The 19,820-nt window shown below is 47.0% G+C and carries 9 protein-coding genes; all 9 read left to right on the top strand.

The genetic code is table 11. The features are described from left to right. The first annotated feature begins 256 nt into the window (after positions 1–256). The 9 genes from ACFSR5_RS19700 to ACFSR5_RS19660 all read left to right on the top strand — a co-directional run bounded on the left by ACFSR5_RS19700 (position 257) and on the right by ACFSR5_RS19660 (position 19,794). Positions 257–3,013: a TonB-dependent receptor gene (locus ACFSR5_RS19700; protein WP_380906231.1), complete on the top strand. Its 2,757-nt coding sequence runs from the start codon at positions 257–259 to the stop codon at positions 3,011–3,013. A 23-nt stretch (positions 3,014–3,036) separates the two neighbouring features. Beyond that, positions 3,037–4,239, top strand: a complete 1,203-nt coding sequence (locus ACFSR5_RS19695; protein ID WP_380906229.1) for a DUF4876 domain-containing protein — start codon at positions 3,037–3,039, stop codon at positions 4,237–4,239. A gap of 1 nt (position 4,240) precedes the next feature. After that, positions 4,241–5,758 carry a DUF6850 family outer membrane beta-barrel protein gene (locus tag ACFSR5_RS19690; protein WP_380906228.1) on the top strand — a complete coding sequence of 506 codons (1,518 nt, stop codon included), beginning with the start codon at positions 4,241–4,243 and terminating at the stop codon, positions 5,756–5,758. 12 nt (positions 5,759–5,770) lie between these two features. After that, a complete protein-coding gene (locus ACFSR5_RS19685; protein WP_380906227.1) occupies positions 5,771–6,895 on the top strand; it encodes a cytochrome-c peroxidase in 1,125 nt (374 codons plus the stop codon). Positions 6,896–7,255: 360 nt separating this feature from the next. Further along, complete coding sequence (locus ACFSR5_RS19680; protein ID WP_380906226.1) at positions 7,256–9,418, top strand: alpha-L-rhamnosidase-related protein; 2,163 nt, start codon at positions 7,256–7,258, stop codon at positions 9,416–9,418. Continuing rightward, positions 9,393–12,686, top strand: coding sequence for a glycoside hydrolase family 2 TIM barrel-domain containing protein (locus ACFSR5_RS19675; RefSeq protein WP_380906224.1), 3,294 nt, complete (start codon positions 9,393–9,395; stop codon positions 12,684–12,686). Before ACFSR5_RS19680 ends, ACFSR5_RS19675 begins: the two co-directional genes overlap by 26 nt. Before the next feature lie 61 nt (positions 12,687–12,747). After that, a complete protein-coding gene (locus tag ACFSR5_RS19670; protein ID WP_380906222.1) occupies positions 12,748–16,140 on the top strand; it encodes a glycosyl hydrolase in 3,393 nt (1,130 codons plus the stop codon). Between the two features lie 202 nt (positions 16,141–16,342). Further along, positions 16,343–18,364, top strand: a complete 2,022-nt coding sequence (locus ACFSR5_RS19665) for an aceric acid hydrolase (protein WP_380906220.1) — start codon at positions 16,343–16,345, stop codon at positions 18,362–18,364. Positions 18,365–18,375: 11 nt separating this feature from the next. Further along, positions 18,376–19,794 (top strand): sialate O-acetylesterase, encoded by a 1,419-nt coding sequence (locus ACFSR5_RS19660; RefSeq protein ID WP_380906219.1) that lies wholly within the window; start codon positions 18,376–18,378, stop codon positions 19,792–19,794. Positions 19,795–19,820: the final 26 nt, after the last annotated feature.

The raw sequence follows: 19,820 nt of genomic DNA, 5'->3' as shown, positions 1-19,820 counted from the left end.
TACGATACGACGCGATTGGAAATCTATCTGCTCAATGATACCCTTTGCTTTTTATACATCAACCGTTCGGTAACTTCGAATGTTAGGAATGCGTACAGAACATGCCGGTCACAGGAAGACTTCATCGAAAACATCAGTTCTCACCGACAGAAAATAAGTAGGACGACGGGTTCTTATTTAGATTTATTTAAAATAGCTGTAGGATTGTTTTCTTTTTTTGCGTTATTTTGCGACATTATTCTATAAATACCCATAAATGAAGGTTGTTCTGATCTTTTTTCTGAGTTTTTCTGCTTATATCTCGCTCAGTGCGCAGCCGTATACCATTCGTGGGTCACTAAAGGATAGAAGCGGCAAGCCTCTCATTGCAGGCTCTGTTCTCCTGATGCCGCTGCAACGACAAGGTCATATCGACGCAACCGGATCTTTTGTGTTTACGGATATTCCTGAGGGGACGTACACCTTACAATGCCGTCATTTAGGGTATAAACCCGAGCTACGCCCAGTAGTCGTTACCAGCCATATCGTATTGGATATCGTTTTACTTCCTGCGGAGGTTAATATCGACGAGGTTTACGTAACGGCCCAGGAATCCGAAGGACTTGGAACCAGCTCCATTATCGATAAAAAAGCAATGGAGCTACTGCAGCCTTCCAGTTTTACGGATATATTAGAACTCTTGCCAGGCGGCCGAGCTGTCGATCCCAATTTAACGACCAACAATAAAATAGATCTTCGTGATGGGGATCCCATATCAAGTGGGTATAACACAAATGCATTGGGTACACAATTTAGCATAGATGGCATGGTGCTAAACTCGGCTGCAAATATGGGAACGATATCAAATCTAACATCCAACACCAGCACTCCGCATGGCGCCCGTGACAACACGTTTACCGGTATTGACATGCGTAGCATATCGACAGATAATATCGAAAAAGTAGAGATCATGCGGGGGATTGTTTCGGCTGAGCACGGCGACCTCACCAGCGGAGCTATATTGATCGATCGAATAAAAGGCGTTACGCCATGGTCTGCACGTATGAAAGCGGACGGCTTTAGTAAGTTGTTCAGTATAGGTAAAGGTTTAGATTTTAAACGTAAAGCCTATACGTTAAATATAGATGGCGGATATTTGCATGCTAACCAAAATCCCACTGATCAATTTACTAGTTTCAAACGAGTTAACGCTTCTGCACGCGGAGAAAAAAAATGGCAGTCTTCGCGTTTTATCTGGACGTGGGGACATGCTTTAGATGTGAATACCACAATCGATGGCGTGCGCTTCGATCCCGATGTGAACTATGCAGGAACAGATCGTTATACGTCCAAAAAGCGAAACTATGCGTTTTCAAATCGGTTGGCTGTTTCAAACCGGGACAAGAATAGTGCCTTCCGACGTCTTGACCTTTCGGCAAGTGTAAACTTCGGTGACAACCGCGTCGAGATAGACCGACTTACGCAAACCCGTTCGGCGACACTATTGTTGAATGCGATGGAAGAAGGATCGCATGAGGTATCGTATCTTACTCCCACCTATGTAGCACACGTACAACTTTCGGACAAACCGTTGAACCTCTCTTTTAAAGCCGTTTCAACATGGCGTTTTAAATGGCTGACCGACCACCAGGTAAAAACGGGATTGGAAAACCGGTACAGTAAAAATTTGGGAGCAGGGCAACAATACGATTTAAACTATCCCTTAACGGACGATCTTTCGACCCGTCCTAGAAGATTTGACGCTGTGCCAGCACATAATAATCTGGCTTTTTTTGCGGAGGATACATTCCGGTTACGAACAGGAAGATTTTCTTGGGAAAATGGGCTGGGGATGCGCGCAGTTATGTTGACCAATCTGAGCCAAGATTATGTTGCCGCACGCGGCGTATATATCGAACCTCGATGGAATAGCAAGCTGCATCTTCCGGATATGATGTTACACGGAAAACCGCTGAAAGCATCCCTCTCTGGCGGATACGGACAACAGGCGCTAACGCCGACCTTGATATACTTATATCCTGAGAACATATATATCGGTATTCCAGAATTAAACTACTATCACAATAATCCCGACTATCGTCTGGCCTGGGCAAACACCACCATTGTCGATCCAACAAATCGGGCGCTAGAGGTCGCAGTCTCCAAGAAGTGGGAACTGGGAATACAACTGGCGTACAGTGGAAATCGCTTGTCGGTTACGTATTTTCGGGATCGACTACTTAATGGTTTCCGATCCGAAAGCAACTACAGCATAATAAACTACCGACAATATCAGGCAGAATCTGTTGATCCGAATTCCATTTCTGCGAAACCCGATTTGACGGATTTCACATGGCGGGATGTTGCACGCTATGAAAGCTATCGCATCACCAACAATGGTAGTGCGAGCATAAAAGAGGGGCTTGAATACCAGTTTACCTCGAGACGTCTAGCGGGAATCAACACACGGTTTACCGTAAACGGTGCTTGGTATCAAACCGTGTCCCGTGATCAACTCATGTCCTACAACACGATGTCCTCTAACGTCATCATCGATGGAAACATTAAACAATATCTTGCCGCTTATCTGGATAATGATAACTATTACCGTGAAAATTTTAATACCAATCTGACGGTAGACTCCTATTTGCCTAGACTTGGTTTGAACATAGCCGTTTTCGCTCAAAACATTTGGTGGAAAACGTCACAAACGCGCCCAAAGAGCGACCTTCCCGTCGGCTATTACGATATATCGGGCTCATACCATATCTATACAGAGGAAGATAGGACCGATCCCATACTTCGCTATTTTGACCGGAAGACCGACCCGATTACTTTTCGGAAACGGACGGTTCCGATCGATCTACAGGTGAATCTGAAAGCTACGAAAATCATCCGCGAAAAGTTACGTATTGCGATGTTCATAAACCGTCTATTGGTTTACCAGCCCGATTACACGCAATACGGTATGCGAATAGACAGGGACGATAAATCCGCTCCATATTTTGGCATGGAGCTCAACCTTACGTTATAACATAATTCAAAATCAATCATACAATGAAAACACTCATTCTACGCTTATGTTTTTGCCTGATGCCTATCTGGATGTTGGCATCATGTACTAAAGATGAATTTTCTGAACCTAAGGCGTCTGTTGGAACTACGTTAAACCATCCGAACGTCGAAGGAGATTATTCGGTTAAATCTCTTCAAATCACATGGAAAGAAATCAACTCTGGAAACGAAATCAACGTGAGCCCACAACCCGTGGAAGCGACGAACCTGACGAGCGAGCTACCTTATGGTACATACATCGCAACGGTACAAGGAGAGGTAGAGATCGATGATGCAGGACAGAAGAAAACGTATGCCATAAAGGGCTATTTGGATAACATCGTGATCACGAACGCTACCGCCGCCGTTACGCTCGATTTGTTCCTATCGGATCCAAGCGCAAAATTTGTATTCAAAGAGATCTTTTTCACAGGCACACTGACACCCGAGCAGAAAAAATATAATGGAGATAAATATTTTATATTACAAAATAATTCAACCGACACCTTATTTGCGGATGGGTTGATCATTGCTCAATCTTCTTTCCTAACAACGACCAAACGCGTTTACACCCCCGATGTAATGAGCGAGGCTTTCACGACCGACGAGATCATTATGCTTCCCGGATCAGGCAACGAACATCCCGTATATCCTGGACAGCAACTCATCATTGCAAATAATGCGATTGATCACACGGCCTATAACACCAATTCATTAGATTTGCGGAACGCAGACTTTGAAATTGAACTCATCAGTACGATTAACGTGGACAATCCTGCGGTACCAAATACCATCTCCTTAGCGGGCAACCTGTTGATGCACGATCGCGGTTACACCAGCTATGTGTTGGCTCGTCTGCCAGAAGGGATGACTTCAGCTCAGTTTCTGGAACAAACAGCGTACACCTATTCTTATATCGGAGGGACGGGTAGAGAAATGTTTTTTGATGCCTATAAAATTCCAAATGAGTTCGTGATGGACGCCGTGAATCTTTCCGTTGCGGAATCGTTCGAGTGGCTTGTTACGGCACCGACACTGGATATGAGTTGGACGTATTGCGGAAAAGTAAGTTCAGACGCAAACCGTTATGGTAAATCGGTCACGAGAAAAACATTGTCTACCTCGAACCAAGGGCTCGTCTTCTTGCAAGACACGAACAACTCAGCAGAAGACTTTCAAGCAGAGACCGTTCCTTCACTAAAATAACATGTATTTAACCCTGCGCACCACCATTCTTGTTGGGCTAATCTTGAGCACGATGTTCGTTCGTGCTCAAGATACTGTATTGCACGATCCGGCACCGTACCAACTGGAACGGATTTCGAACATGAATGACCTTCGGATTCAGGGAACCGCTATTGGCGCATTGCAACCCTACCGATGGCTCTTTTCAGGAACGGATGTAGAAGTCGGATACGGGGTTAGCGAGCAGAAGCTTTACGACTGGCAAAAGGGTGCCGGCAAAAGCGAATTCGGCATAACAGCCAGTTCCTATTTACGGGAACTTTTACCCAATACGACAGTTTGGGGAAATGCACAATATGTTTCTTCGGAAATCAAAAAAGTAAACTATAACGAGTCGTTAGATTACGACCGTATTTTACCTTACGCGCTGGCCGACTCGGTGGGCGGCGATTTGAAGCAGGAATCCTATACATTCGGCGGCGGTCTTGCGCGCACATACGAAAAGTGGACATTGGCCGGAGAGGTCGCCGTTGTGGCGCAGCAGGCTTATCGACAGCTTGACCCAAGGCCGAACAATAGGAGCTCCACACTAACCGTAGAATTGAGTGGCGCCCGTGAACTAGCTTGGCCCTATACCGTTGCACTCGCTGTAGAGGGTGAACTGTATAAACAAACCGCTCAATTAAGCTTTGCTAATCAGTTAGGAATCCCTTTAATATTCAATTTAAATGGATTGGGCAACTACAACAATTTGCTGACCGGTTCAGGAGGCGGCTCAAGCACGTCCGTACATTATCATGCCAATAAGTTAGGTGTTTCTCTTCAATTCATTCCGAAGCGTAAAGGTCTGTGGATCGGCGGCTCTGTCGCACGAGATGCTGGATCAAAGTCTTCGGGACGGTCATTTGACGATATCAATAATTGGACAGACCTAACGTCGCAAGTTACCTTCGGATTTGATGGGAACTGGGGACTGGTAAACTATAGCTTTTTACTCCGTTCGGACGTTCGGCGTCGAGAAGGAAGCGAAGGCTTATTTACCAATCAGAACACCGATTCGGAACTGTTGAAAATAGCGGAATTATCAAGCTATCGTCTTTTTGAAGATCGCTTTGGTGGTAGTCTGACCCTCGGTCAACAGTATTGGAATGTCAAGATTGGCGCCGCTTATCGAAACTATAAAGAACAGTATCTTTCTCCCTATCGATCCCAAGATGTGCAGCAAATAGACGCACATCTCGACCTACAATACTTCATTCGTGCTAAAGGTCAGCTCATACGTTTGGACGTAGGAATGATGAAGACATCCAACTTCGCTGCGAACCACACGTTCCACAACGTGAAGTCGACTAGCGGCATCGCGCAATTATTGGCGAATAATTTCGAGGTGTTAAGCCGTGAACCTCTATTCCTAACAGGCCAAGCGCAATGGCATTTGCCCATTCTTAGCCAATGGAAACCGTATATAACCGCAAAGACTCAGCATGCTTCTTCTTTGGGTTTACATGTTGGGGAATTGAAACTCGGTTTTGTTTTCTAAATTTGTAAACACATGAAACGAATCATTTGGATTTTAACCACCGTCATCATATTTGTGATTGGAACGGCTTTTCTTTCACAGCATACTACCGAAGATCTGCGCCATCTTTACAGCCGCCCTATCGCCCTTTGGCCAAAACCGATGATTGACCAAGGAGTTGCTTATGAAGAATTCAAGGCACTGCCAAAGCGGGACACCAGCTATTTTTCCTTGATGGAAAAGCCAATAGTTCAACTGGGGAAAATGCTTTTTTTTGATCCTATTCTTTCTGGATCGAATCAAATTAGTTGTAGTTCCTGTCATAATCCCCAAAATTCGTTTGCAGACCACGTGACCGTGCCAATAGGAAATGACCACCTGGAAGGAAGCCGTCATACCATTTCTCTTTTAAATGTATACGCGCGCAAAAGCCTATTTTGGGACGGCAGAGCCCGAACCTTAGAAGAGCAAGCATTAGGGCCGATCGAAGCCCACCACGAAATGGCGATGGATGTAACGAAATTAATTCCAAAGCTGAAAGCAATAGCCGGTTATCGTCAAATGTTCCACGAGGCTTTCAAGGATGATGAATTTTCTATGCCGGAGGTTTTGCACGCTCTAAGTGCATTTCAGCGTACGCTGCAAAGTCGGCGTAGCCGCTTCGACGAATTTTTAGATGGGAAACACAGCGCCCTAACCGACCAAGAGATCCGCGGGATGCATCTGTTCCGCACAAAGGCGCGATGCATGAATTGCCATCATGGTGAATTCTTGACCGATGAAAAGTTCCATAATATCGGGCTCACATACTACAAGCGTAAGTTTCAAGATTTGGGCCGGTATGAAGTCACCAAAAATCCGGAAGATGTCGGAAAATTCAGAACCCCTTCCTTGAGAGACGTAATGAACACAGCGCCTTACATGCACAATGGACTATTTCCGAATATTATTGGTGTTATTAATCTCTATAACTCGGGAATGCATATGATCGATCCGAGCCCTGAACAGAAGGCTGCTGATCCCTTATATCCCGTAACAGATCCCCTCCTTCAGAAGCTGAATCTCACGAAAGACGAGATACAAGATATCGCCGTTTTTCTGGGGGCTGTGACCGCAACAACATATCGAATGCCGCGACCGGAATCGCTACCTCGATAATGGAGATCGTTGACACCTGCGCTAACCGATTGGAAATACCTGGTTTCCATATCGTAAACCAGTACTTTTCCGCACGTGGTGTTCACAGCTATGCCCACGTTCATTGCCCCATTCGTTTTCCAATTCTCCAGATGTCAACATCTTACAGTAGCTAGAGAAAATATCATAACCTACACCTCGACTTTTCTGTTATGTTTGTAGTTGGCATCATGCGGGAAGTAAGAAGAAAATCACAAGGCTAACTATATGGTATACCCGATGTTACGGACACCATGTCGCCGACCTATTTTACGAATCACTTGGGGAAATTTGGCTGTACAATCTTGTCATCCTCTTACTTGCCGATAGCAACAAAAAGTCATGAAGAGATTTTTCTTACTTATGAGCTGTATTTGCAGCAGTGTTGTGTTATTCGCGCAGCACAACGCGACTTGGATTTGGTATCCGGGAGATTTTGAGGTTTGGTTGAGCAACGATATGCAAAACCGCAGGACGGAGCGGGGCACGTTCTTTCCGCCATTTTGGAAAATGGATAGCCATTACGTCTTGGTAGAGTTCCACAAGGAATTTGACCTGCCGGAAGCAGAAGAAATCCAGATCCACGCAGAAGGCAAGTATAATGTCAAGATCAATGGTAAAATGCTGGCCGGAATGCCAAGTCGTATCAAGCTCGACAAAGGAAAGCAAAAAATAAACATCAAAGTGTACAACCAAGGACAGGTGCCGGCCCTGTATGTCCGAGGCAAGAATGTCTACACCGATAAAACCTGGTTAGCAACCTTCGAAGATAAGGAATGGATCGACGAAACGGGAAAAGCTTCTGACCAGTCGGGGACCACCTATGTTCATGCTGGATATTGGAATTTTGACGAGGCTGCGCAAAAGCCGTCTCAGTTCCGTCTGCCCACAAGACCCCAACGGCCCGTACAGCAACAAACTCAAGGTAAAGGTAAGCTGATCGATTTCGGTAAAAATACCTTTGGATTCCTCACATTGCACCAACTGAAAGGGCAAGGAAAACTACACATCTATTACGGTGAATCTAAGGAAGAGGCTTTGTCGACACAAACTTGTGAAACCTTAGACATACTTGAATTACAACAGCAAAATGCCAAAGATACGACCTTAGATCTATCCAAAGCCTTTCGGTTCGTATACTTAGAGCCCGAAGGGGACGTGCAGTTTGCTAACGTGTCAATGCAGTACGAATTTCTGCCAGTCGCCGATCGTGGTACATTCAAAAGCTCGGATGAGGAACTCAACAAAATATGGGAGGTCGCCAAATATACGATGGAACTTACCTCTAGGGAGTTTTATATTGATGGCATAAAACGCGACCGCTGGATATGGAGTGGTGACGCATACCAGTCGTACGCGATGAACTACTACCTCGGTTTTGATGCTGAAACCGTAAAACGGACCATCTTGGCATTACGGGGCAAGGAACCAACCGTGAGCCATATCAATACCATTATGGACTATACGTTTTACTGGTTTTTAAGTATCTACGACTACTATCAGTATACTGGCGATAAAGAGTTTATTGCAGCGATTTATCCACGTATGCAATCGCTTATGCAATTCTGCTTAAACAGGCGGAATGCAGACGGACTGATGCAGGGGCTTGCGGGCGATTGGGTATTTATCGATTGGGCCGAAGGTTTGAGTAAGCAAGGGGAGGTCAGTTTCGAACAGTTGTTGTTGTGCCGAAGCTTGGAAACTATGGCTCTTTGTGCGGATCTGCTCCAGCGCCCGAACGATAAACAAACGTATGCTGCCGAAGCCGATGCGTTGAAAGCGAAACTGTTCGACTATTACTGGAATGCAAAGCAGGGAGCGTTTGCGCACAGCCGGGTGGACGGCCGACAAACTGATAATATTACGCGCTATACCAACATGTTCGCTATTTTCTTTGATTACTTGTCTGCAGAACAGCAGGAGACCGTTAAAAACAACGTGTTATTAAACGATAATGTGCAAAAAATTGTCACCCCTTACATGCGTTACTACGAGTTGGAAGCGATGTGTGCATTAGGTGAACAAGATTACGTGATGAAAGAGATGAAAAGTTATTGGGGGGGGATGTTGAAGCTAGGAGCGACCACCTTTTGGGAAGAATACAACCCGTCTAAGCAGGGGGCAGACCACTACGCCATGTATGGACGCGAATTCGGGAAAAGTTTATGTCACTCTTGGGGTGCAAGTCCTATTTACCTGCTAGGAAAATACTATTTGGGTGTGAAACCGACGAAAGCGGGCTATGCGGACTACGAGATCGAACCGTACCTGGCGTCGTTGGAATGGATGGAAGGAAAGGTACCTACCCCCGCCGGAGAAATTGAACTGTATGTCTCGAAATCGAAAATCAAAGTCAATTCGCCCGTTGGGAAAGGCATATTAAAGATCAAAAGCAGCAAAAAACCTCGTGTGAACCGAGGCGAAGTGAAACAAGTAGCAACAGACAGTTATACAGTAGAATTAGAAAAAGGGGTTCAGTATGAGGTGGAATATGCGGGTATATAGTACGGTTAGACGGCAAACATGCGTGGTCGGCCTGGCGTGGCTATCGGGCATTTTGGGTGTGCAGGGGCAAACAGTAGATGGAAAGCCGGCCGTCATTCCACCGGTACCCGATGGGCAGATTGCCTCAGCCTGGGAAAACCCCATGATCACGTCCATCAATAGGCAAGCGGCGCGGGCTACAGCTTATTCCTATCCGTCGGTGGATGCTGCCTTAAAAAACGACCGGCAGTCGAACGGAAGGTTGTTGTTCCTTAATGGAGAATGGGATTTTAAATTTGTATTCAAGCCTGCTGATGCACCGAAAAATTTCCATTTGACGGATGTGAACGGTTGGGACAAGATACAGGTGCCTTCTAACTGGGAGATGAAGGGCTATGATATCCCGATTTATCGCTCCGCCGTATACCCGTTTCAGCCGATCGACCCACCTCGTATCCCCACCGATTATAATGCCGTAGGATCTTACCAACGGTCGTTCGAGTTGCCGCAAGACTGGGATGGGATGAACGTGACATTGCACTTCGGCGGCGTGACATCCGCGTATCATCTTTGGATCAATGACACCTACGCAGGTTATGCAGAAGATTCCTGTCTTCCTTCCGAGTTTAACGTGACCCCATATCTAAAAAAGGGGAAAAATAGGATATCGGTGCAGGTGATCCGATGGAGCGATGCTTCGTACTTGGAAGATCAAGATCATTGGCGCATGAGCGGTATACATCGGGAGGTATTTCTGATGGCCGAGCCAAAGGTGCGTATTGCTGACTTTCATTGGCAGGCCACATTGGACTCGTCCTACCAGGACGCGAAATTTTCCTTGCGCCCTAAGATTGATAACTTTTCAGGGGACAGTATTGGAGGCTTCGTTGTTAAGGCTCAATTGTACGATGAAAATAATAAGCCAGTATGGAAGCAAGAACTGCAACGGGATGCCGACGAGATATTCAACGAAATCTATCCCCGGCTGGACAATGTAAAATTTGGTTTACTGGAAGGGGAGATCACCGCTCCTAAAAAATGGTCAACGGAAGATCCGAATCTATATCGCTTGGTGGTTAGTCTTTATGATAATAAGCATACTTTACTGGAAGCGAAAACCTGTCAGGTAGGCTTTCGTAGTGTTGGATTTTCGAAAGAAACAGGAAAGCTGCTGATTAACGGGAAAACAACTTATCTGTATGGTGTCAACCGACATGACCATCATCCGGAAAGGGGGAAGGCGCTTACACGCGACGATATGGAGGCGGACATCCGACAGATTAAACAGTTTAATTTTAATGCCATCCGTACGTCCCATTATCCAAACGACCCTTATATCTATGAACTATGTGACCGCTACGGTATCATGGTAATGGACGAAGCAAATATGGAGACACACGGGCTTGGAGGTAAGCTGATGAACGATCCGACATGGCTTGCCGCCCACATGGAGCGGGTAACACGCATGGTGGAGCGAGACAAGAATCATCCGTCCATTGTTATTTGGTCGCTGGGAAATGAGTCGGGAAGAGGCCCGACTACGGCCGCGATGGCCGCTTGGATCCACGATTTCGACATCACGCGTCCTGTACACTACGAACCGGCGATGGGAAGTCATCAATTACCCGGATATATCGATCCTTCGGATCCGCGGTATCCAAAATCGAACGACCATGCACACCGCCTGCAGAACATACAGGATCAGTATTACGTCGATATGGTATCCCGCTTTTACCCCGGTATCTTTACCCCCGAATTGCTCCTGAAACAGGACAATGGAGACAAACGCCCTATTCTCTTCGTAGAATACTCCCACTCGATGGGAAATTCAACGGGCAATATCAAAGATTTTTGGGATATCTTCCGAGCGCATCCCCGCTTGATCGGCGGATTCATTTGGGATTATAAAGACCAGGCGCTCATTCGTCAGGATAGCGTATATGGAAAGGTGCTCGCGTACGGCGGAGACTTTGGCGAAAAAATACATAATGGTTCCTTTTCATTGAACGGTATTGTCGATGCGTGGAATCGCCCTAAGGCAGCTATGTATGAAAATAAACGCATTTATCAGCCAGCAGAAGTAAGCTGGTTGGATGCGGAAGCTTTACGTGTACGTATAAAAAACAGGTCCGCAGTGCTGAATCTCGATCACTATGATGCCGTCCTGATTATCCAAGAGAATGGGAATGCCATTAAAGAGCTGAAACTTCCAGTGGTAAAACTCGCAGCCGGCGATTCACTAGATATGTCTCTACTTGAGTTGATACCGCTCAAGCCTAAAAAAGATAAAGAGTACCAACTGAACATAGAATTTCGTTTGCCTGAAGAAACACCATGGGCACCGAAAGGCTTTGTGGTCTCTTCCTCACAGCTGCGTTGGCAGGACAAGGTATCATGGATCACAACAAATTCCGGATCGGGTAGTCAGATCGCACTGCATGAACAGGACTCCAGCTATCAGGTGGCCGGCAAAGATTTTCAAGCGGTGTTTCATAAGGCAACCGGCGCGCTACAACGGTATACCTACAAAAATCAGGTGATTATTAACAGCGCCCTTTTACCGAATTTTACGCGACCTGCGACAGATAACGATCGTCGGGGATGGAAGCCACAGCTTAAACTGAAATATTGGTATAACACCGCAGAACCACGTAACGTAACAGCAAAACAGACGGCGGAAGGTGTAGTGGTACAGGCCGAGTACGCGTTACCAGCAGACTCCGCACAGTTACAAATCCGTTACCTCGTGGACGGGGCGGGAATTATTACCGTTGATTATGATTTGCGTGTGCAGCCCGGATTGCCGAATATACCGAAAGTGGGCATGCAAATGGGCATCAACCCTAGCTTTGAACACATACAGTATTACGGTTTAGGCCCTATGGAGAACTACCCAGACCGGGCGTACGGTTTTGATCTCGGTGTGTATGCGAACGATATGCAAGCGATGTTGCAAGATTATCTATATCCACAGGAGACAGGTAATCGCATGGATGTCCGTTGGTTCCGTTTGCAGAATGTCCATTACGGCTTGCTCGTGGAAGGCAAACAGCCGTTGTATATGAGCGCCTGGCCGTATTCTCAAGAACAAATCAGCACGACCAAGCATTGGTATAAATTGAAAAAGGAAGATAAAATCACGCTTAATATTGATCTTAGACAAATGGGAATCGGTGGAAATGACACGTGGACTGATGTTTCGCAGCCATTGGAAAAATACCAGATACCTGCGCAGAATTATCAATATACATTCCGCTTGACTCCCTACGAAGTAAAGAAAAAGAGGTAACAAAAAATAGGCAGAGGAAGTTGTCCCCAGAGAGGGCGCTGCAAACAAGCCATCATACAACATGCAAAACAGACACTACATTACACTGGTCTTGGTTCTGGGATGGATAACATCCTTCGGACAAATCAAAGGAATACCATCCTCGTTAGTCGCCTTGGATCAGCGATCCTATGTGGACGCCAAACCGTGGGTCGTTTGGTATTTTATGCATGCCAGCTATTCCAAAGAAGGTATTAAAGCCGATTTGGAGGCAATGGCGGCGAACAATATTGCGGGCGCCTATTTCACACCGATCAAGGCCAAAACCGACCCCCCATTGTTCGATCCGCCGATGGAGACGATGACGCCAGCTTGGTGGGATATGTTTCGTTACCTTGTCGAAGAGGCCAAAAAACACAATATTCAAATAGCGCTATTCCCGAACGATGGATTTGCCACAGCAGGGGGGCCTTGGATCAAGCCGGCACAGTCTATGCAAAAAGTGGTGGCAGCAGATACAACGGTGACTGTTCGCGATAAAGGTAAACACATCCTGCAATTGCCGGAACCCGAACGGATAGCAGGGTACTACGAAGATATTCAGCTGTATGCAATACCCTTGCGAAATAGCGTAAGGACCAGTCATACCGACAAACCTGTGGTGAGTAGTAGCTATAACGAAGACCTACAGCGTCTGTCCATAAAAAACAACAAACAGGCGTTTGCCACATCGCAACCGGGATGGATTCAATACACCTTTTCCCAGCCGTTCTCTGCCAATGCATTGAAAATCGAATGGAATGCATCCAACTATCAAGCTAACCGTCTGAAGGTATTGGTCAGTGACGATGGTGCCCACTTTAAAGAGCTCACGCAACTACAGTCACCCCGGATGGGCTGGCTCGACTGGGACAATGGGGTAACGCATACTATCCCGTATTCGACGGCAAAGGTGTTTCGCTTTGTTTACGATCCCGCTGGCTCAGAGCCGGGGGCTGAGGATCTGGATTTTGCTAAATGGAAACCCTCGTTGAAATTGCTGGGTATTACATTGTTTGAAGAACCACGTGTCAATCAATATGAAGGGAAAACCGGTGAGATTTGGCGTGTGTCTGTTCCAACGGACCCGTCTTGGGTTTATAAGCCAAACGTAATTCAATCGGAAACACTACGCATCCTACCCAAGCCATCACCCGATGGACGCGTCGAGATTGATCTTCCGCAAGGAATATGGAAAATTGTACGCATGGGACATACCAGCACCGGACATAAAAATGAAACCGCAGGCGCAGCGAAAGGACTGGAATGTGATAAGCTGGATGCCGATGCGATGGCCTTCCAATTCGAACAGTGGTATGGAAAAGCCAAGCAGATGGTTGACCCAGCCGTATCCAAGGATGTACTAACCGTGTACCACATTGATTCTTGGGAATCGGGAAGCCAAAATTGGACAAAACATATGCCTGCAGAATTCCAAAGCAGGCGGGGATACGCGCTAGATCGTTTCTTGCCGGTATTGGCGGGATATGTCGTAGGCGACGTGTCGACGTCGGAGGCATTTTTGCACGATTATCGGCAAACCATAGCCGAGCTGTTGGAAGAAAAAGGATTTCAGACGCTACGCAGGATGGCAGATAAATATGGTGTGCAGTTTACTGCAGAAACGACCGCACCTGTGATGGCAAGCGATGGCTTGTCACATTTCCGTTTCACCGACCGTACGATGGGCGAATTTTGGTTTAGAAGTCCGTCGCATGATAAACCCAACGATATCTTAGATGCTATTTCCGGAGGTCATATCTACGGAAAGAATGTCGTCATGTCGGAAGCGTTTACGCAGATCCGTATGCAGTGGGATGAACACCCACGTCTATTAAAGCCTGTACAGGATCGCAATTACGCGTTAGGTGTAAACAACTTGGCATACCACGTGTATGTGCATAACCCATGGATGGACCGCAAGCCAGGGATGACGCTGGATGGCGTTGGACTTTATTTTCAGCGAGATCAGATCTGGTGGAAACCGGGCAAGGCGTGGGTAGATTATGCAATCCGCGCACAACAGCTCCTGCAGCATGGAACGCCTGTCCGCGACATCGCTGTATTTATTGGAGAAGAGATTCCGCGGCGAGCCGTGTTGCCAGATCGCTTGGTACACGCCTTGCCCGGCATTATCGGAAATGAGCGTGTCCGACGGACAGATTCCCTCTTGCGTAATACGGGCCAGCCGTTGCAAAAAATCGCATCGGTAACCACATCCGCGAATATGTACCAACCGGAAGACTGGATCGATCCCCTACAAGGGTATGCATACGATTCCTTCAATCCGCAGGCCCTGTTAACTCAAGCCAAGGTGGTGGATGGAAAAGTCGTCTTTTCAGATCACATTGGCTACCGCGTATTGATTGTGCCCGGAAAGCACCTGTTGAACCCCAATGCAGACGCCTTCTCGTTGCCTGTTTTACAAAGGTTTGCCACCCTGATCGAACAGGGAGCAACCGTTCTCTTCCAAGAGGTACCCAAAAAGCAATGGGGCATCGTGTCCCCTGCAGACTCATCTGCTTTCCAATCCGTTTTATCCAAACTCTTTGGAAACCTGCAGACGCAACAAGATCTACAGCATAAAACACTAGGTAAAGGAAAAGTCTATGTCGGTGCTTACAACGCGCACGATTTTAGTCCATGGGGGCTAGACAAAGATGTGGTGGTTGACGGCGGAAAAAATACGTGGTTAGCCTGGAATCATCGTCAGTTTGCTGGCGGCGACAGCTATTTTATAGCAAACCAGGATAGTAGTGCACGTCGTGTTCGTATCTCGTTCCGGAGTAGTGCGGCACACGCCTATTTGTACAATGCGGTGACGGACAAGCTCGCACCGTTATCTTTCGAAAATCAGGACGGCCGCGCGGAAGTACAAATCGATTTAGACGCCTATGCATCCTATTTTGTCCTTTTTAGCCAGCAGCACCTAAAACTGCCCGAGTGGAGCGTAGCTCGCACAACGACGCTGGCAAGTAAGTGGACGTTGCAGCTCGACGGAGTAGAACATAAGCCGATTGTACAACGGCAGCCAGATTTTTGGACCAATACAACGATAGATGAGGTGCGGTACCATTCGGGAACAGGCCGTTATGTCACTGCGGTAAACGTGCAAGAATCGTTGGCAGGTAAACGTGTGGCTCTGCGCCTGACAGAGGTAGAAGGCATGGCAGAAATAAAGGTTAACGGACGAGCAGCAGGAGTCATCTGGACCAAGCCTTATGAACTGGACGTGACGGACTATATAAAGCAAGGGTCGAATAGCCTAGAAATAAAAGTATACAACACGTGGGGAAATCGATTTGGCTATGAAGCACGTCATGATCCTGCGCAAAAGCAGGTACAAACCACTGCTACGCCAAAATTTCTGAAGGAATTGCAACCCGCAGGGTTGAAAGGCGATGTACAATGGGTATGGTATGCGATCTCGGAGTGACATATTCCTGAGGGATTAACGCCGCTATTTTATGGGAAGGCAACACAACGTGCAGGCGTATCGCTTTACCCTATAAGGGTGACAGAATGAAGCTAATGCGCTGGTATAAGTGTAAGAGCCAGCGGGATCGAAAGCAAAAAGACAGCATGAAAAAAAACCGGGGCCAGTTTTCCGATTGCTCCGGCGTAAAATAAATGGAATAATGAGTAAGTATAACAAAATAATAGGCCTGGCTTTAGGCCTTCTGGGTGCGACGACTGGTGCTTGGGCGCAACAAAAGGCAATTACCAATACCGGTGAAAGTCCTTTTGCTCTACAAAAAGCCGTAAATATGGGCGATGTGTCGTGGACCAAAGGTTTTTGGGCCGAACGCACAAGTACGTGCTATGAACGCATGGTACCAAACCTCTGGGACATTTATACAGACGCCGAAATCAGTCATGCGTATCGAAATTTCGAGATTGCAGCGGGTTTGAAGCAAGGCGAGCACAAAGGGCCGTCCTTCCACGACGGCGATTTTTACAAAACACTGGAGGCCGTCTGTGCCTTATATGCGCAAACGAAGGATGCAAAGTTGCTGCAGATGATTGACGAAGTCATTCCGGTCATTGCAAAGGCACAGCGATCCGACGGATATATCTATACCAAGGCTACGATCGATCAGCGCAATTCTGGAGAAAATATTGAATTTCAGGATCGGCTTAGCTTTGAGTCCTACAATATAGGACATTTGATGACAGCAGGCTGCATCCATTACCGCGTTACTGGGCGGAAGAATCTACTTGATATTGCTATCAAAGCCGCTGACTACCTCTACGGATTCTATAAAAAGTCCAATCCAACATTGGCCCGTAACGCCATATGTCCATCACATTATATGGGGACGATCGAGCTGTACCGGACGACCAGAGACCCGAAGTACCTTGAGCTCGCCAAACACCTGATCGATATTAAAGGGGAGATTGAGGATGGTACAGACGACAACCAAGATCGAGTTCCGTTCCGAAAGCAAAATAAAGCGATGGGACACGCCGTTCGCGCCAGTTATTTATACGCCGGAGTGGCCGATCTGTGTGCCGAGTTACAAGATACAACATTAAGCAATCGGCTCTTTGCGATCTGGGAAGATGTCGTTCAGCATAAAATGTATATCACAGGCGGTCTGGGGGCGTTATACGATGGGACATCCCCGGACGGAACATCTTACGACCCCAAAGAAGTGCAAAAAATTCATCAAGCATTTGGCCGGGACTACCAGCTGCCTAATCTGACCGCACATAACGAAACTTGCGCAAATATCGGTAATATGCTATGGAACTGGCGGATGACCAATTTTACGGGGGATGCGAAATACATGGACGTATTGGAACTTGCGTTGTATAACAGCGTCCTTTCAGGAATAAGTTTAGATGGCGATAAGTTCTTATACACGAATCCGCTTAGCTATTCGTCGAAGCTGCCGTTCCAGCAACGGTGGTCAAAGAAACGTGTGCCCTATATCTCCTTATCGAACTGCTGTCCTCCAAATGTCGTTCGTACGATTGCGGAAGTGGCGAGTTATGCGTACGGCCTTTCTGACGATGCTGTTTGGGTTAATTTGTATGGAGGAAACGTGTTGAACACAGTCTATAAAGGCAAAACCGTTACCATTAGACAGGAATCGAACTACCCTTGGGACGGCGATGCTACTTTTCTGATTGAAGAGCTGCCAAAGGGGTATGCCCTTAAGTTGCGTATACCGGCTTGGGCGGAAGGTGCTGAGATCAGTAAAAACAATGAAAACGTCTCCTTTTCAACCGAAAAAGGATATGCTATCCTAACCGGTAATTTTAAGAAAGGCGATCGCATCCGTTTGCACTTGCCCATGTCGGTACGCTTTATGGAAGCCAATCCATTGGTCGAAGAAACACGCAATCAAGTAGCGGTCATGCGCGGTCCGGTTGTGTATTGTCTCGAGCAGGCCGATGTGAATCAGCCCATTGATATTTTCGACTTACAGATTAATTATCAAGACACTTTTAAACCCATACATGAGTCTGTATTGGGACAAGATATCGTATTTTTGCAAGGACAGGCCTATACGGACGGCAAGCAACAGTGGAACACCCTGTACCGCCCGATCGGCGAAGCGAAAAAACAGACGGTACCTGTTCGCCTCGTTCCCTATTTCGCTTGGGGAAACCGTACATTTGGCGATATGGCCGTTTGGCTAGGGAAAAACTAGAAAGCAAAGACATGAAACAGTTAACGACACTCGTGTTGCTTTTGCTGGCCGTTGGTTTAAAAGCGGAGGTGAAACTCTCGGCTATTTTTACGGATGGGATGGTGCTGCAGCAACAAAAAACCGTTCCGATATGGGGCTGGGCAAAACCAAATACGGTCGTCAGCGTAAAAACCTCTTGGGATAATAAGACCTATCAGGAGCAAGCTGACCAAGCAGGTAACTGGCGTATAATGCTGCAAACGCCGGAAGCTGGCGGACCCTATGGAATACAGGTATCGGAAGATAATACGATACACCTAGAAGATATATTGATCGGCGAGGTGTGGCTCTGTTCGGGACAATCCAATATGGAAATGCCACTGAAGGGCTATCCGGCTCAACCTATTATGGGCAGTACAGAAGCTATTCTAGAGGCCAATGATGATAAATTACGATTGTATACCGTCCCTCGGAACCCCGTGCTGCAACCTGCCAAGGACAGCAAGCCATCCGTCTGGAAAAAATCATCACCGGAAACAGTAGCCAACTTCAGCGCCACAGCCTACTTCTTTGGAAAAAGATTGCGTCATATCTTGAACGTGCCCGTCGGGCTGGTACACAGCAGTTATGGTGGTTCAAATGTGGAGGCCTGGATGGATGCGGCTTGGTTGGCCGATCAAAAGGATATTCAAATTCCAAAACAGGAGGAGGGGCTGAAAGACAAAAACAGGATACCAACGATGTTATACAATGGTATGATCCATCCAATAAAGGGGTACGGCATCCGAGGAATTATCTGGTACCAAGGCGAATCAAATTACGAACGCCCCGATGCTTACGAGCTACTTTTTCCGCGCATGGTTGCTAAATTCCGGGAGCAATGGGGCGATGAACAATTGCCTTTTTATTTTACGCAGATCGCTCCCTTTGATTATGCTTCCCTGCCACCTTACCACGTCGGCGGGAAATACAATTCTGCATTTCTCCGGGATGCCCAACGGAAATCACTGGCTAAACTCGATCACAGTGGTATGGCGGTGACTATGGATCTCGGCGAAAAAAATGGTATACACCCTGCTCGTAAGCAAGAGGGAGCCGAACGGCTAGCCCTGCTGGCGTTGGGAGCCACCTATGGCATGGAGACGTTAAACTATAGAAGTCCGCTCTACGACAGTTTGGAAATAAAAGGCAGTACAGCGATCGTACGGTTTTCGGATGCACCTCTTGGTTTGACATCGTTTGGGAAGGACATGCAAACTTTCGAAATTGCGGGTAACGATCGCGTATTCTATCCTGCATCGGCTGTGGTTCAGGGTAAAACGGTCGTTGTGTCCTCGCCACGCGTAAGCGCGCCCGTGGCTGTACGCTATGCGTTTAAGGATTTTGTGGTGGGCGATTTGTTTGGCGTGAATGGGTTGCCCGTGGCATCGTTCCGTACGGATAACTGGTAGCGCATCGAACCGCAGGTAATGCTGAA

This window comes from Sphingobacterium suaedae (genome assembly GCF_042684625.1).
Taxonomy (GTDB): Bacteria; Bacteroidota; Bacteroidia; order Sphingobacteriales; family Sphingobacteriaceae; genus Sphingobacterium; species Sphingobacterium suaedae.
This window is presented reverse-complemented; position numbering and strand designations above follow the sequence as displayed.

Bases quoted from the DNA above. Each gene is read 5' to 3' on its own strand.
- ACFSR5_RS19695 (WP_380906229.1), top strand. From the start codon at position 3,037: ATGAAAACACTCATTCTACGCTTATGTTTTTGCCTGATGCCTATCTGG.
- ACFSR5_RS19680 (WP_380906226.1), top strand. From the start codon at position 7,256: ATGAAGAGATTTTTCTTACTTATGAGCTGTATTTGCAGCAGTGTTGTG.
- ACFSR5_RS19675 (WP_380906224.1), top strand. From the start codon at position 9,393: ATGAGGTGGAATATGCGGGTATATAGTACGGTTAGACGGCAAACATGC.
- ACFSR5_RS19660 (WP_380906219.1), top strand. From the start codon at position 18,376: ATGAAACAGTTAACGACACTCGTGTTGCTTTTGCTGGCCGTTGGTTTA.
- ACFSR5_RS19700 (WP_380906231.1), top strand. From the start codon at position 257: ATGAAGGTTGTTCTGATCTTTTTTCTGAGTTTTTCTGCTTATATCTCG.
- ACFSR5_RS19665 (WP_380906220.1), top strand. From the start codon at position 16,343: ATGAGTAAGTATAACAAAATAATAGGCCTGGCTTTAGGCCTTCTGGGT.
- ACFSR5_RS19670 (WP_380906222.1), top strand. From the start codon at position 12,748: ATGCAAAACAGACACTACATTACACTGGTCTTGGTTCTGGGATGGATA.
- ACFSR5_RS19685 (WP_380906227.1), top strand. From the start codon at position 5,771: ATGAAACGAATCATTTGGATTTTAACCACCGTCATCATATTTGTGATT.
- ACFSR5_RS19690 (WP_380906228.1), top strand. From the start codon at position 4,241: ATGTATTTAACCCTGCGCACCACCATTCTTGTTGGGCTAATCTTGAGC.